Raw genomic sequence first — 14,924 nt, 5'->3', positions numbered from 1 at the left:
GGACCGCCAATTTGGCCGCTGCGGGCATTTCTCCGCCGAAACGTATGGGGAGCCGCCCGGGGCGACTCCCGCCGGACGCATCAGCGGGTCCGGTCGATCATCTGGGTCAGCGTGTCATGGGTACGCTTCAGCTCGACAATCGCTTCCTCGATCTCGCGCTTCTGCTGCTCGAGATGGGCGATCTGCTCCATGCACTTCTCGCGGGACAGCTTGAGCTGCTGGTCCGGACCGGCATCGTTGCGCTCGTGGGCCTCGACCATCTCGGCAATCTCGGCGAGGGTGAAACCAAGACGCTTGCCCTTCAGGATCAGTTGGAGACGCACGCGATCGGCGGCGCTGTAGAGACGCGCCAGCCCCTCGCGTCGCGGCGAAAGAAGGCCCTTGCCTCATAGAACCTGAGCGCACGAAGCGTGACGTCGAACTCGCGAGCCAAATCGCCGATGGTGTAGACTGCCGGACCTGCCTTGGCGGCCTCGGCATCGTCCTCGATCCAAAAGACGTCATCGTCGTTCTTGCGAGTCATAAATGCCTTCCGTTCCATAATTTGCTCCATCCTCGCTGCCCGAGGAACACTCATTCGTGGATGGGACACCCTTTACCGGAAATTGCACACCCGAGGCGAGAGTGCGACACAAACCGATCTGTTACTTACCGTTAGGACAGGTCCACGCCGGCCATCCAGAAACACCTATAATCGCTTACCATCAGCTTAACGGTTAACGCACCGGCGGCGTGGGCAACAAAAAAACGCGCCGTTAACTCTCCATTTACCATGAAGGCCAAGATTGCGGAACGGGAGTGTTCGCATGGCGCATCGTGGATTCGCCTTGGAGGATGCCCCGATCGCGACCATCCGTCTAGCAATGGGTGTTCCCGGTCCCATCTGGCCAAACGTGTGGACCCGTGATGCGACACACTGTCCCCTGGAGCGTGAAAGGCGTCGATCAGGACGCAAGGGAGGCCGCCAAGGAAGCGGCCCGCCGCTCCGGCATGTCGCTCGGGGAATGGCTGAACAGCGCCATTGCTGACCAGGCCGCGGAGGTTTCCGCCGCTGCCGTGACCGACACGGGGCTGTCCACCGTGACCCGCCGGCTTGAATCGATTTCCCAGCGCCTCGACGCGGTGACGCGGCGCGAAACGGAGACCGCGATCCCGAAACTGCCCACCGCTCGCAGTGACAACAGTGACATCGTCCGCGCCCTCGATGCCGTGGCGCGGCTCGCAGAGATCTCCGAGCGGCGTTCAGCCGCAGCCATCGAGGCAGTCGAGCGGCTGGGTGGCACGAGGCCAGCCCCGTCCATCGTATCGGCCCCGGCCATGGCGACGGCTGCCACTCCGGGAAGGGCCGACCACTCAGCCCAGATGGACGCGATCGCACGCTCGATCCGCAGTCTTGACATGCCAGCCCCGCGCCACGTTGATGTGACTAATGGTATATCGATACCGCGAAAGAACTTCCGCAGCGACATCGACATGGCCGTGGCCGAGATTGCCGCGCGCCAGAAGAGTCTCGCCCACGGCCACAGCGAGGCCCCGTTGCCGATGGCCGCGGCACCGGCCGACCCGCTCGCCATGCCGGACATGGCGCCCATTGCCGCACGGCTCGACGCCCTGTCCCGCCAGATCGAGACGGTGCTGAACCAGCCCCGTTCCGCGGCGCCGCGTGCGCCCGAAAGCACGGCGCTCGCCGGCGAGATCGGCCGGCTGAGCCAGCGGATCGACGCCATGGCGGTCCCCGCCTCCGACGGGCTGCAGAGCGAGATCCGGACGCTGTCCGGCCGGGTCGAACAGATGCGGCGCGACCTCGCCGAGCGCGAGACCGGTCACTATGACCGCGCCGTCGCCGACCTGCGCTCCGACATCGCCGCCATTGCCGACCAGCTCTCCGATCTCGCGCCGCGCCGCGCCGTCGCCTCCCTCGAGGCCGAAGTGCAGGGACTGGGCGCCAGGCTCGATGCGGCCCGCGCCCAGGGGCTGCCGGCCGAGCCTCTGGAACAGCTGGTTCACGAATTCGAGCGGGCTCTCGCCCGGCTCATGCCCGCCGAGGGAATCGCCGACGAGCTGAAGGCCCTGTCCTATCGTGTCGACACCCTGGCTAGCCGTGATCTGAGCGGCGGCCTGCTCGACAGGCTCACCCAGGAAACCGGCGCCATCCGCGCCATGCTGGCCGACACCGTGTCACGCGACGCGATCGACGCGCTCGGCGACCAGATCGCCGCGCTCGGCCGCCGCATCGACGAACTCGCGCAGCCGCGCCAGACGTCGAGCGACGTCGCCGCGATCACCTCCGCCATCGAGGCGCGGATCGAGGAAATCGCCGAACGTCTTGCCGCTGTGCCACGCCCGGCCGCGGCGCCCGCCACCAATCCCCAGCTGGAGGAGGCGCTTCATCGCCTCGCCGACAAGCTGGAGGACGGCCATGCCCGCCCCGACGACCCCAAGGCGCTGGCTGATATCGAGCGGCACATCCTGTCGCTCGCGGCCAAGATCGATGCCGCAGACGGGCGCTTTGCCCAGCTCGGCACCATCGAGCGCGGCCTCTCCGACCTCTTCGTCCAGATGGAAGAGATGCGGGCGGGCGCCATCGAGGCCGCCGAACAGGCGGCGCGCAAGGCTCTTGCGGCAGCGCCGGGCAGCGGCACGGACGACGAGATCGAGGCCCTGCGCCGCGAGATCGCCGAGGTCCGCCGCTCCCGCCTCGCCATCGACCAGAAGGGTTCCGACACGGTCGATGCCGTGCAGCAGACCTTCGAGCGTGTCGCCAAGCGCATCGCCGAGATCGAACCTGCCGAGGCCCCGCCGGTGGCCGCCTCGCCGCCGCTCGCTCCCCGCGACCCGGAACCGGCCCTCGCCCGTCCCAAGTCAGCTTCGGCCCCCTTGGTTGCCGAGCGTCCCGCTGCGCCCGTCTCCCGCCAGACGGCGCCGGGCCGTCCGCCGGGCAGTGTGGATCTGCCTCTGGAGCCGGGGTCGGGCGCCCCCCGCGTGCGCCCGCCAGCCCCGGGCGCTGCCCCCGTCGGCGGCACCAAGACCGATTTCATCGCGGCCGCCCGTCGGGCCGCGCGCGCGGCGGCCGTCGACCCGGCCCTTCGCCCGGAACCGGAAGAGAATGCCAAGCCTGGTTTCTTCGCGCGTTTCCGCGGCGCGCCTAAGGACCCGGACGATGTCCAGCCTGCGGCGCCGCAGCCGAAGAAGCCCCGCTGGCTGGCCAAATCCGCACGCGAGGATGCGGCTCCGGTCATCCCGGCGCCGGAACCCGTCGCGATCCAGCCGGCCGCGGAAGCCGAGCTAGAGCTGGCCAGGAAGCCGATTCTCGCGGTCAACCGCAAGACCATCCTGATGGGCATCGCAGCGGCCCTGCTGGTGCTGGCGGCCGGCATCGCCACCGTGCCGAAGATCCGCAGCCTGGTTGACGCCACCGGGACGCAGCAGACGGCGATCCCGGCCGCCACGGTGGAGACCCCTGCCGCGGCGCCCATCTCCGACGCACCCGCGGCCCCTGCCCCGGCCTCGAACCTCTCGCCGGCCTCGACCAGTGCGACCCCGGCCGAACTGATCGCGCCTGCCGCGGGACCGTCGGCGACCGATCCCACGCCGGCCATGCCGGGCGGCGACACGGCCCCCGCGACCACCGGCTCGGTGAGCGGCAGCCGCACCCCGCCGCCGGGCATGACCGTCTCGCCCTCGGGCTGGCAGCCCGTCGATACCCGCACTGGACGCCCCGCATCGGTTCCGGCCGCGCTGAAGGCCGCCGCCGATGCCGGCGATCCCCTGGCCGCCCACGAGATGGGCACACGCCACCTGGAAGGCCGCGGCGTCGCCGTCAGTGCTGCGGAGGCTGCGCGGTGGTACCAGCGCGCCGCCGATGCTGGCATCGTCCCGGCGCAGTACCGCCTCGGAAGCCTGTACGAGAAGGGCACCGGCGTGCTGCGCGACTTCGAGCGCGCCCGCCGTCTTTACGAGCGCGCCGGCGAAGCGGGCAACGCCAAGGCCATGCACAACCTCGCGGTCATGTTTGCCCAGGGGCAGGCAACGCCGCGTCCGGACTACAAGACCGCCGCCCAGTGGTTCCGCCGCGCGGCTGAACACGGCGTCACCGACAGCCAGTACAATCTCGGCATCCTCTATGCGCGCGGCCTCGGCGTCGACCAGAGCCTGGCCGAGAGCTACAAGTGGTTCGCCCTCGCCGCCGCCGGTGGCGATCAGGACTCGGCCAAGAAGCGCGACGAGGTCGCAGCCCGCCTGGATGCCCAGACGCTGGTCGCAGCCCGGCTCGCCGTGCAGACCTTCGCGCCGAAGGCCGAACCGGACGCCGCCGTCCGCGTCGCCGCTCCGGCCGAGTGGAGCGATCCTCCCGCCGCCGCCCGCCCGGCGACGCCTCGGCGCGCCCAGACCACGCGCTGAAAAGGTTCCCTTGCCGCTCCGCATTAAACCCTTGCAGCAAAGCAGGCATCTTCCCGCCCACGACCATTGACATCTATGCTGCACCGCACAATCTAAAAGCTCTAGGGATGTGAACGCCTCGGGACGATGATTCACGAGGAGATCACCATGGCACGGGCCTCCAACGCGCTCGGCACGATTCGCGAACTCTCCGGCCGGGATGCCGCATGGCACCGCGACCACCTGCTGCGTCTCGACCCGCAGGGACGGCGTGAGCGCTTCAACGGTGTCGCCGACGACCGTTTCATCACCGCCTACTCGACGCGCTGCTTTGCCGGGCGCACCCGTGTCTTCGCCTGGATCGACCAGGACGGCATCGCGCGCGGCACCGCCGAACTCCATCCGCCGGCTGCCGATCATCCGGCCGACATCGCTTTTTCCGTCGAGCCGGACTTCCGCAATGGCGGGATCGGGACGGCTTTGTTCGAGACGGTGATGGTCGCCGCGCGCTACTCGCGCTTTCCCGAACTGCGCATCACCTCGACCGCCGGCAACCGGCCAATGCGCGCCCTGGCTCGCAAGTTCGGGGCGCGGTTCACCTTCGAAGGCGGCGATGTCACGGGCCTGCTGGCGTTGCCCGTCGAGCCGGCCCTCGCAGTACCCCGCCAGCACCGGGAAGCCGAGGAACGCGCGGCGGCGCTCTGAGCCACCGCCTGCCATCGCGACGACGAAGAACCCGCCGGGACGAATCCCGGCGGGTTCTTGCATGCGGGGGAACGGTTGGGCGGAGAAAGCGGCTCAGGCGGCCTTGAAGCCGGCGGTGTAGGCCGCCGCTTCCGCCTGTATCACCTTGATGCCATCGGTGGCGGCATCGCGCGCCCTGGCAAGACCGTCCTGGGCCCGGGCGAGGTTTGCCTCGCCAAAGGTCTTGAGGAAGTCGCCCTGACGCTGCAGCGCCTCCTGCAGGGTCGGTGCAGCGAGAACGTGCTGGACCGCATCGATGGTCATGGTGGCATTGGCGATGGTGCCTTCGACGGCGGTGCGGGCCAGATCGGCGCCGGCGCCGGCAAGGGAAGTCGCCAGCGTCTCGGCGCCGGCTGTGGCCTTCCGGGCAGCAGCCTCGGCATCGGCGAAATGCGCCTTCGCCGTCAGTGCGCCGTGGGCGGCGAATTCCTGGACGGCGGGCGGAACCTGGAACGGGCCGGGCGCGGTGGCGAAGCCCTGGATGGCCTGCTTCATCTGCGCCAGGGTGGCCTCGGCGGCCGTCTTCATCGTCGTGTCGAACATAGGGGTCTCCATTCTCTTGTGAGCCATGGTCCACCGTCCGGAACGGCCCGGTGGAGATCTTCCCTCTAGACGAATTTTTGCTGCATTGCAACATTAATTGTGCAATGCAGCATTGTCATGGGTGTCCGCGGCGGCCTGAACCCTTTTGCCCGGCACGGGTTCCGCCTATCTGACGCATGGCCCCCGCAGGAGACCGATCGCATGGCCTCATCCCCGCCTGCCGGACAGACCCGGCCCGAGACCGACGCGACGCCGCTATCGGCCCGGGACCTGGAGAAGGAGGCCGGCCTGCGCCGCGCCAAGCTTGTGGCCACCGCGCTGCTCGCCTGCAGCATTACGGTGATGATCGCGGCAAAGCTCCTTGAGCACCGCCACCCGGCCTTCGGCTTCATTGCCGCCTTCGCCGAGGCCGCCACCATCGGCGGCCTCGCCGACTGGTATGCGGTCGTGGCGCTGTTCAAGCATCCCATGGGCCTGCCGATTCCGCACACCGCCATCATCCAGAAAAACCAGGCGCGCATCGCCGACAGTCTCGGCAAGTTCGTCGAGACAAATTTCCTTGCCCCGGGCCCCGTCGGCAGCAAGCTGCGCGAGGTGGATTTCGCCGCGCTGATCGCCGCCTGGCTCGCCGACCCCGCCAAAAGCGCCAGCCTGTCCCGCTTTGCCGTCAACCTTCTGCCCAACGCCCTCGCCGGCATGGACCAGTCACGGATGAAGGAGTTCCTGGCCGAGCGGCTCACCGACCAGGTCAATGCCCTCAAGCTCGGCCCGCTGGCGGCGCAGCTCCTCGGCGCCGTGACCGCCGACCGCCGCCACCAGCGCCTGCTCGACGAGTTGATCGGCGCGGTCGAGCGCATCCTCAACGACCCCGCAACGGTGGAGGGGATCCGCGACAAGATCCGCAAGGAACTGCCGACGCTGTTCAACCTGTTCAAGGCCGACGCCTATCTGCTCTCCCGCATCCTGAAATCCACGGGGACCTTCCTCGACGAGGTGAAGCAGGATCCCGACCATGCCCTGCGGCAGGAATTCGACCGCTTCGTCCAGAGCTTCATCGTCGGCCTGCGCGAGAGCCCGGACTACGAGGCACGCGCCGAGCAGCTCAAGCACGATGTCCTCGGCCGGCAGGAACTGCGTGACGTCGCCCAGGCGCTGTGGCGCAACATCATCGCCTATATCGAGAAGGACGTCGCCTCGCCCCAATCGCGGATCGAGGCGCAGATGACCGCGATCCTGACCGAGATCGGCGCCAAGCTCGCCTCCGACCCGCGCATGAAGGCGGAGATGAACGAGGGTTTCGTCGTGGCGCTGTCGACGCTCGTCGAGCAGCAGAAGAGCGGGGCCTCCCGCTTCATCGCCGACCAGGTCAAGGCCTGGAACATGCAGCAGCTGATCCGGCTGATCGAACTGAACATCGGCCGCGACCTGCAATATATCCGGCTCAACGGCACGCTGATCGGCGGCCTCGCCGGCCTGGTGCTCCACACGATCGAGGTGCTGCTGCGCGCTTCTTGATACGGTCATCGGCTGGGCCTAGTGTCAGCAAGCTCCCCCGGTTCGTCCGGCCCGCCGCAGGTGCCGCGTCGCCTTTTTCAAACGTCCTTTGTTGTGGAGACCATTGATGACCCAGACTCCTCAGGCGCTGCTCGACATGTTCAAGAAGCTCGGCGAGGACATGAAGGTCCCGGCGGTCGACATGGACAAGATCGTCGAACATCACCGCAAGAACCTCGAGGCGCTCGCCGCCAGCGGCAAGGCTGCCGCCGAAGGCGCGACGGCCATCGCCGCCAAGCAGAAGGAGATCGTCGAGACGGCGGTCAAAGAGATCCAGACGGCGGCCGAGAGTTTCAAGCTGCCGGGCAGCGCCCAGGAAATGATGGCGGCGCAGACCGAGTTCGCCAAGCGCGCCATGGAGGCCGCGGTCAAGAACACCCGCGACATGGCCGAACTGATGCAGAAGTCCAATGCCGAAGCCGTGCGGGTCATCCAGGACCGCATGAAGGAGAGCTTCGAGGAAATCCGCCAGAACTTCACGCGCCGCTGAAACCGGCTCCCATCACCGCCCCGCCGGGGCGGTGATGACCGGACGGTCGTCGTCGATCGGTCCAAACCAGAACCGCATGCCCGGCTTGGCGTGGGGACGAATGGGCCGTGAGGACTGCGAAGGCTGCCATCCGGGGCGCGCGGGATCGCGCCCCATCGGCCTATTCGGCGGCCTGGTTGCCGCGGCTGGCCTCGAGAACCGCCCGGATGCGCTCGGCGAGCGGCAGATCGTTCCGGCGACGGCGGCCGCCGGAACCGGCCGGCGCGGCGGCGGCGAGAATCTGGTCGATCTGCGAACCTGGTCCTTCGAGAAGGGCCGTCACCCGCGCCACCTCGATAGCCACGTCGTCGATGCGGCTGCGCAATTCGTTGCCGTCAGCCGTCTCCCGGACCAGGGCGTTCTCGGCCGAGCGGGTCAGGGCAGCCACCTCGCGCTGGATCCGGGTGCGATCCGCGCGGACATTGGCGAGTGAACCTTCCAGGACATTCCTTTCGGCGATGGCGGTTTCCGCCGCAATCTGCAGGCGGCGAGCGGCCTCGGCGCTGCGTTCGCGCACCTCCTCCACCTCCTTGCGGGCGCGGTCGCGATCGGCTTCAATGCGGGCGAGGCTGCGCTCGATGGCGTCGCGCGCCGTCTGCTCGCGCGTCGCCCGGTCCTTCTCGCCCTCAAGCGAGACCTGCAGCTTGTCGCGCTCCCGCTCGAGCTTGGCGGCGCGCTTTTCTTCCGCTGCCAGCCGGCCCTGCAGGGTCTTGATCTCGCCGGCCTGCTCGGTGGCGCGCTTGCGCTCGGCGGCGAGCAGCGTCGCCGTCTCCGCGAGCTTCTTGCCGGTATCGGCGAGATCGGCGCGCAGCGCTGCGGCACCCTCCTGCTCGCGCTTGAGCGCGGCCTGGACGTCGGCGATGCGCTGGCGCTCGGAGGTGAGCAGGTTGGAGGTTTCGGCATAGGAGAGCCGATGGCCGGCGAGATCGGCTTCGGCGGTCGCGAGATCCGCAGACAATGTGCCGATCTGGTTGCGCTGGTTGTCGACCTGCGTGCGCAGCGCCACGATCTCCACCCGCTGGCCGTCGCTCTCGGCGACCTTGGCTGCATGTTCGGCGGTCAGCGCCGCGAGGGCCGTTTCACCCGCGGTGATCGCGGCCCTGGCCGCGGCCAGTTCCTCGGTGCGCGCCACAACGGTCGCCTCGGTGGCGGCAACCTGCGCCTCCAGGCGCGTCCTGTCGCCCTCCAGCCCGGCGATGCGCGCCGCCCGGGCGTCGAGTTCGCTGTTCAGATCGCGGATGGTCTCGACGCGGCGGGCGATCTCGATCGTCTGCAGATTGGCCGCCTCGCGCAACTTGTCCGCGACGATCTCCGCGCGGCGGATCGCCAGCGCGGATTCGGCTCGCACCTGGTCCTTGTCCGCCTTGATCTCGTCCATCGACAGCGGGACGGCGCTTTCAACCCGCCGGGTCGTGAGCCGCACCGCCCGTCGCCACACGGCCCCCATGAGCGCCAGCGACAGGAGCGCGGCGACTACGAAGCCCAGGACGAAGACCATGGCGGTCTCGATGGTCACGACGGCGCATCTCCCATGGTGGCCGGCCATTCCCCTTCTGCCACGCTGACGTTGCGGCGGAAAGTGCCAAGGTCGTCAGACATCACGCAGGGGCAGGCCCGCCCCGGCCGGCTGCCGCTCAGAAGGGGTTCCAGGTGGGCTGCGACGTGAACTTCAGATAACCGCCATTGACCCCGAGCCGGGCACCGACACCAGTGCGGATGGGCACGATGAGCATGTTGTCGGCGCCGAGCGCGGTCATGCCGAGCCCGCCCACCAGATAGGCCGAGCCGTCGATCCCGATGAATCGGCGCTCGAGATCGGAAACGTCGCGGACGCGATAGGCGAGCATCATCGTGCGGGCGCCGTCGCCGCCGAAATCGAGACCGAGGGTCGGGCCCTGCCAGTAGACCTTCGCATCGCCGCCACCCTTGGTGTAAAGCATGCCTTCGCCATAACGCAGCCCGGCCACAAAGGCCCCTGAGCCCTCCTGGCCGAGAATATAGGCACTCGGTCGGCCCCATTGCTGGGTGGCCCGCTCGACGAGATTGGCGAGGCCGCGGCTGGCACCGCCAAAGAAGCGGTGGCCGGCCGTCAGCACCTCGTTGCCCGAGAAGGTCTGCGGCGACTGCGCATTGTAGGAGCGCTGGGCATGGGCGCTCTGGTTGAGGCCGACGAGGAACGAAGCACCGAGGCCGGCGACGATCGTACGGCGGTCGAAGGACGTGGGATGGCGCATGCTCACCTCTCGAATGGGTCCGGCCCGATCAGCCAGGGATCATTGGGGCTCATGCTAAACGCGGATGGTAACCATCTGGTCACCAGACCGGCATTTAACCGGAACCGGTAAGGAAGAAGTTACCCTCAGAAAGCATGGTCCAGAGACGTTGAGACCTCAGAATCAGGTGAGATCATGTCGGTGATGAGGCAGTTTCTGCGCCCGCTCGCCTGGACGCTGGCGATCACGGGATTGTATGCCGGCATCGCCGTGCTGATCGCCATGACCAGCGAGACCGGGACCCGCGCCGCCACCACCGAGCGCATCGTCACGGACCGGCTGACCGGCCTCGCCATCTTCGGCTTCGACCCCGTCGCCTATTTCACCGAACAGGCCCCGCGCCAGGGCTCAGCGACCTATGAACTGTCCTGGGCCGGCGCCACCTGGCGGTTCATCAATGAAGGCAACCGGGAGGCCTTCATGCAGGACCCATCCATCTACGAGCCGCGCTTCGGCGGTCACGACCCCATCGCCATCGGCGACGGCCTGCCGACCGCCGGCCATCCCTCGGTCTGGGCGCTCTACCGCGATCGCCTCTATGTCTTCCATTCCGAAGCCAACCGGCAGGCCTTCTCCGCCGATCCGGAACAGGCCCTCGACCGCGCCGAGATGCGCTGGCCCGCCGTGAAGGCGCTGCTCGTTCCCTGACCAGGGGCTGGGTCAGGGCCGCCGCTTGTCGGCGAAGAAAGCCCAGATCTCCTCGTCCGTCTCGATGTCATGGTTCTGCTGCCCCAGCAGGGCACCGATCGGCGGCCTCTGCCGGCGGTCCAGCTGGGTCGGCGTGTGATGGCCGCCGCCTTCCACTCGGTAGAGGCGCACCGCATGCTGGCAGCCCGTGCCTTCGGTGAGGAAGACCCGCGAATTGTCCGAGGTTTCCTGTTCGGGCAGCACGCGTTCACCAGCTGACAGACAGCCGTTGCGGCTGCGGAAGAAAGCGAACGTGTCCATCACCGGGTGGAGGGCACTGTCGGGGTCGGCGCCACCGGCCCGGCCGCCGAAGGGCGTGATCGGATCCTCGGTGCCGGCGACCATCAGGACCGGCAGCGGCTGGCCGCTGCAGAACCGTGTCCACCGGACCGACAGCGTCGCGAGCAATGGCGCCGCGGCGGCGAAAAGGTCGCTCGCCTCGCAGATCAACCGGTTCGTCATGTGCCCGCCAGCAGAAATGCCGACGACATAGACGCGCCGGCGGTCGATGCGGCCCTTGTTGTTGAGATCGGCGACGAGGTTGCGGATGAAGGCGACGTCGTCGACGCGCTGCAGCGGGTTGAAGCGGCGGCCATCGGCCGGACGACCGTCGTTCCATGACCCGCGAACGCCCTGGGGATAGACGACGACCAGTTTCTCGCGCTTGCCGATCTCGTCCCAGGTGAGATAGCGCCTGATCTGGTCGGCAGATCCTTCCGCCGCGTGCAGGACGATGACCAGCGGCGCACGGCGGCCGCCTGAGAAGTCGGTCATCAGCACGGTGCGATTGCCGCCCGGCATCTGGTAGGTGATCGTGACGGCGCCCTGCGCTGCGGCAGGCCGAACGCCCCCGGCCAGGGCGACGAGAGCCATCGCCAGCCCTGCCACGGTCGCCAGCCATCGACCTCGACCACCGGAGCGAATCATCACATCCGGATTGGGAGGTATCCGGGGACGAAAGGCAACCTGGCCGCGGTGAGCGATGTCCTGTCAGAGGATCTGGTTCACCAGCGGCTCGCCCCGCGACAGGCGGCTGAGATTCTCCACCAGCAGATCGACGACGCGCCTCTCATAGGACGCCGTCTCGCCGCCCGTATGCGGGGTGATCAGCACATTCTCCATCGTCCAGAGCGGCGAGGCCTCGGGGAGCGGCTCCTCGCGCGTCACGTCGAGGCCGGCCGCGGCGATCGTGCCAGCCTGAAGTGCAGCCACCAGCGCATCCTCGTCCACGACCTTGCCACGCGCACAATTGATGAGATGGGCGGTCGGCTTCATCGCCTTCAGCCGCTCGGCATTGATCAGCCCCTGCGTCTCCGGCGTCAGCGGGCAGGTCAGCGCCACGATGTCGGCCTCGCCCAGCGCCCGGTCCAGATCGGCAGAACCGACCAGCGCATCGACATTGTCCACACGGACGCTGGTGTCCCGCTTGAGGCCGATGACGCGCATGTCGAAAGCCTTGGCGAAGCGCGCGAGGCGCCCGCCGATGCCGCCGAGCCCGACAATCAGCATGGTCTTGCCGGCGAGTTCGTCCTCGCGCGCGAGGGGATCCGAGATCATGCCCCGCCAGTGCTTGCGCGCCTGGTTGTCGCGGGCGGTGTGGATCATCCGCGACAGCGCCAGCGTCAGCCCCATGGCGTGCTCGGCCACCGCGATGGCATTGGCGCCCTGGGCGCTGGCAAGACGCACGCCGCGGGCCTTCAGCGCGTCGAGGGCGAAGACGTCGATCCCCGCGCTCACCGACTGGATGAATCGCAGTTTCCCCGCCTGTTCCAGCGGCGCGCCCCGCCAGAAGGCGGAGACGCAGACGACGTCGAAATCGCAGATGCGCTGGTGAAACTCCGCGGCGGAGCGGAACTCCGCGAAGCGGATGCCGGTGTTCCGGCGGGCGAACTCCTCCCCGAGGCGATAGGCGGAATGGCCGAAGCCGATGGTCAGGTCGGAAAGCGCGGGCAAGGCGGTCATGGATCATCCGGGATGAAGGGCCGGCCGATCATCCCCAGAAGCGCGGGGAAGGCAATGGCGGCGCGCGGGACGGTCCACAGGCCGGCGCGCATGGAGCCTGCCGCGGTACGGCGCTTGCAAAGCGTCACAGCCTTTCGGCACGCTGCCCTGCTCTCCCAGTCCTTTCATGCCCTTGCGATCATGACCCAGCCACCCATACCGCCGACCCTGCCCTCCCACGGGCGCTATGCCTACAGCGCCATCACCCGCCGGCCGGTCTATGACTGGCCGGAGGGCAAGCGGCTCGCCGTCTATCTCGGCGTCAATCTCGAGCATTTCGCCTTCGGTACCGGGCTCGGCGCCGAACTCGCCCCCGGCGGGCCGCAGCCAGACGTCCTCAACTACGCCTGGCGCGACTATGGCAACCGGGTCGGCATCTGGCGGATGATCGACCTCTTCGACACGCTCGCCCTGCCTGCCTCCGTGCTCGTCAATGCATCGATCTACGGCTATTGCCCGGAGGTCATGGACGCCTTTCGCGCGCGCGGCGACGAGGTCCTCGGCCACGGCCGGACCAATTCCGAGCGTCAGGGCCTGCTCGACGAGGCCGGTGAGCGCACGCTGGTCGGCGAGACGACGGCCGTCATCGCCGCCGCCGAGGGCAAGGCCCCGAAGGGCTGGCTCGGCCCCTGGATCTCGCAGAGCCCGGTGACGCCCGATCTCCTCGCCGAGGGCGGCTATACCTATCTGCTCGACTGGTGCCAGGACGACCAGCCGGTCTGGTTCGCGACCCGTGGTGGTGGGCGGATCCTCTCCATGCCCTATCCGCAGGAGCTCAACGACATCCCGTCCATTGTCGCGCGCAAGGATTCCGCGAGCCAGTTCGCCGACATGATCATCGACCAGTTCGAGGAGATGCTGGACCAGTCGCGCGCCATGCCGCTGGTCATGGGCATCGCGCTCCACCCCTATATCGTCGGCCAGCCCTACCGCCTGCGCCAGCTGCGCCGGGCCCTCGCCCATATCGCCCTGCGCCGCGACGATGTCTGGCTGGCCACGGCCGGCGCCATCGCCGACCATGTCGCCGCCCTGCCGGAGGGGATCGTTCCGGGGTCGCGGGGGGCCTGAGCCCCCCGCGGCGCCCGCCTCAGGTCATCGTGTAGGTCATCTCGCGCTCGCCGCGGGCCGGCAGGAATGCACGGTTGAAGATCTCTGCCGGCGCCGGCGTGCGCGTCAGCCCATAGCCGGTCACCACCATCCCGATGGCGCGCGCGAGCCGGTCGTCCTTCACGTCGCCGGCACCGATCTCCTTCAGCTCGGGCGACATGATCAGCTTGTCGAAGGCATATTGCAGGCGGCGTTTCTCGACCGGGATGTTGACGAGCCCGTCGAAGGCCCGCACCGCGGCCATGCCCATATTCTGGTCGGCGGCGACCTCGACATTGGCGCGGTTGACGGCCCTGACCAGGCCGGCCACGGCCCGCGGATTGTCCCTGAGCAGCTTCTGCGACACCATCATGCCGTTGGAATAGAGATCGAGACCGTGGTCGCCGAAGGCGAACCAGACGAAATCCTTGTCGGGGTCCTGGCGATTCAGCACCAGGTTGAAATAGCTGGTGATGTTGAAGACCAGCGCCGCATCGATCTGGCCCTGGATCAGCATCGGCTCCTGCAGGTTCGGCGCCATGCTGGTGACAGTGAGCTTGGCCATGTCGAGGTTGTTGGCCTTGGCGAAGACCGGCAGGAGGCGGGTCGTCGGCGTGCCGGGAGCACCGCCGAGCTTGCGGCCCTCGAGGTCCTTCACCGTGGCGATGCCGGTCGATTTCTTCGCCACGATGGCGAAGGGCGGCTGGTTCCACATCTGGTAGACCATGACCGGCGTGTCGGCCGGGCGGGTCGCTGCATTCTGAATGATCGCATTGATGTCGCCGAAGCCTGCATCATAGGCACCGCCCATGATGCGCGTGACCGTGGCGCCCGAGCCCTCGCCCTGGTCAATGGTCACGTCGAGCCCTGCCTCGCGGAAGTAGCCCTTGTCGCGGGCAACGAAATAGGGCGCATCGGAGCCCTGGGTCTTCCAGCCCAGCGTGAACTTGATGGGCGTCAGGGCCTGCGCCCGCACCGCGGGGGCGAACAGGGCGAGGCCGAGGCCGGCAGTGGCTGCGCGTCGGGTGATCATGGGTCTGGCTCCGCGGAAAAGGCCGCGCGATGGCGGCCGGACAGTCACGGAGGGAACCGACGCAAGAACTTTGCCATAAGGACCAGACAGGTTG

General features: G+C 68.3%; 14 protein-coding genes. 6 read left to right on the top strand and 8 right to left on the bottom strand.

Going from position 1 to position 14,924, the window contains the following annotated elements; all coding sequences use genetic code 11:
* Nucleotides 1-80: 80 nt before the first annotated feature.
* On the bottom strand, nt 81-323 hold the full coding sequence (locus Q0C57_RS16845) for a MerR family DNA-binding protein (protein ID WP_296577861.1): 243 nt from the start codon (nt 321-323) through the stop codon (nt 81-83).
* Complete coding sequence (locus Q0C57_RS16840; protein ID WP_296577859.1) at nt 308-523, bottom strand: hypothetical protein; 216 nt, start codon at nt 521-523, stop codon at nt 308-310. The genes Q0C57_RS16845 and Q0C57_RS16840 overlap by 16 nt, the downstream gene beginning before the upstream one ends.
* 383 nt (nt 524-906) lie before the next feature.
* On the opposite strand from Q0C57_RS16840, the gene Q0C57_RS16835 reads away from it, so the two are divergent.
* Entirely contained in the window at nt 907-4,401 is a 3,495-nt protein-coding gene (locus tag Q0C57_RS16835) for a hypothetical protein (RefSeq protein WP_296577857.1), read from the top strand.
* A gap of 147 nt (nt 4,402-4,548) precedes the next feature.
* The gene (locus Q0C57_RS16830) at nt 4,549-5,085 is read left to right on the top strand and encodes a GNAT family N-acetyltransferase (protein WP_296577855.1); all 537 of its coding nucleotides are present in this window, start codon (nt 4,549-4,551) and stop codon (nt 5,083-5,085) included.
* Nucleotides 5,086-5,178: 93 nt separating this feature from the next.
* Here Q0C57_RS16830 and Q0C57_RS16825 read toward each other — a convergent pair whose 3' ends face one another.
* Entirely contained in the window at nt 5,179-5,694 is a 516-nt protein-coding gene (locus Q0C57_RS16825; protein WP_296577853.1) for a hypothetical protein, read from the bottom strand.
* Nucleotides 5,695-5,868: 174 nt separating this feature from the next.
* On the opposite strand from Q0C57_RS16825, the gene Q0C57_RS16820 reads away from it, so the two are divergent.
* Nucleotides 5,869-7,182 carry a DUF445 family protein gene (locus Q0C57_RS16820; protein ID WP_296577851.1) on the top strand — a complete coding sequence of 438 codons (1,314 nt, stop codon included), beginning with the start codon at nt 5,869-5,871 and terminating at the stop codon, nt 7,180-7,182.
* Nucleotides 7,183-7,288: 106 nt separating this feature from the next.
* Nucleotides 7,289-7,711: a phasin family protein gene (phaP, locus tag Q0C57_RS16815; protein ID WP_296577849.1), complete on the top strand. Its 423-nt coding sequence runs from the start codon at nt 7,289-7,291 to the stop codon at nt 7,709-7,711.
* 160 nt (nt 7,712-7,871) lie between these two features.
* Here phaP and Q0C57_RS16810 read toward each other — a convergent pair whose 3' ends face one another.
* On the bottom strand, nt 7,872-9,266 hold the full coding sequence (locus Q0C57_RS16810; protein ID WP_296577847.1) for a hypothetical protein: 1,395 nt from the start codon (nt 9,264-9,266) through the stop codon (nt 7,872-7,874).
* Between the two features lie 118 nt (nt 9,267-9,384).
* Nucleotides 9,385-9,984, bottom strand: coding sequence for a DUF1134 domain-containing protein (locus Q0C57_RS16805; RefSeq protein WP_296577846.1), 600 nt, complete (start codon nt 9,982-9,984; stop codon nt 9,385-9,387).
* Between the two features lie 174 nt (nt 9,985-10,158).
* Between Q0C57_RS16805 and Q0C57_RS16800 the strand changes: the two genes are divergently transcribed.
* Nucleotides 10,159-10,671, top strand: coding sequence for a YHS domain-containing (seleno)protein (locus tag Q0C57_RS16800; protein ID WP_296577843.1), 513 nt, complete (start codon nt 10,159-10,161; stop codon nt 10,669-10,671).
* A gap of 12 nt (nt 10,672-10,683) precedes the next feature.
* Here the strand turns inward: Q0C57_RS16800 and Q0C57_RS16795 are convergent, their stop codons facing one another.
* Nucleotides 10,684-11,583 carry a PHB depolymerase family esterase gene (locus tag Q0C57_RS16795; RefSeq protein WP_296577841.1) on the bottom strand — a complete coding sequence of 300 codons (900 nt, stop codon included), beginning with the start codon at nt 11,581-11,583 and terminating at the stop codon, nt 10,684-10,686.
* 117 nt (nt 11,584-11,700) lie between these two features.
* Entirely contained in the window at nt 11,701-12,672 is a 972-nt protein-coding gene (locus tag Q0C57_RS16790; protein WP_296577839.1) for a D-2-hydroxyacid dehydrogenase, read from the bottom strand.
* A gap of 180 nt (nt 12,673-12,852) precedes the next feature.
* Between Q0C57_RS16790 and Q0C57_RS16785 the strand changes: the two genes are divergently transcribed.
* On the top strand, nt 12,853-13,779 hold the full coding sequence (locus Q0C57_RS16785) for a polysaccharide deacetylase family protein (RefSeq protein WP_296577838.1): 927 nt from the start codon (nt 12,853-12,855) through the stop codon (nt 13,777-13,779).
* 19 nt (nt 13,780-13,798) lie between these two features.
* Here the strand turns inward: Q0C57_RS16785 and Q0C57_RS16780 are convergent, their stop codons facing one another.
* Nucleotides 13,799-14,830 carry an ABC transporter substrate-binding protein gene (locus Q0C57_RS16780; protein WP_296577836.1) on the bottom strand — a complete coding sequence of 344 codons (1,032 nt, stop codon included), beginning with the start codon at nt 14,828-14,830 and terminating at the stop codon, nt 13,799-13,801.
* Between the last annotated feature and the right edge of the window lie 94 nt (nt 14,831-14,924).

It is taken from the genome of Phreatobacter sp., assembly GCF_022843985.1.
Taxonomy (GTDB): Bacteria; Pseudomonadota; Alphaproteobacteria; order Rhizobiales; family Phreatobacteraceae; genus Phreatobacter.
This window is presented reverse-complemented; position numbering and strand designations above follow the sequence as displayed.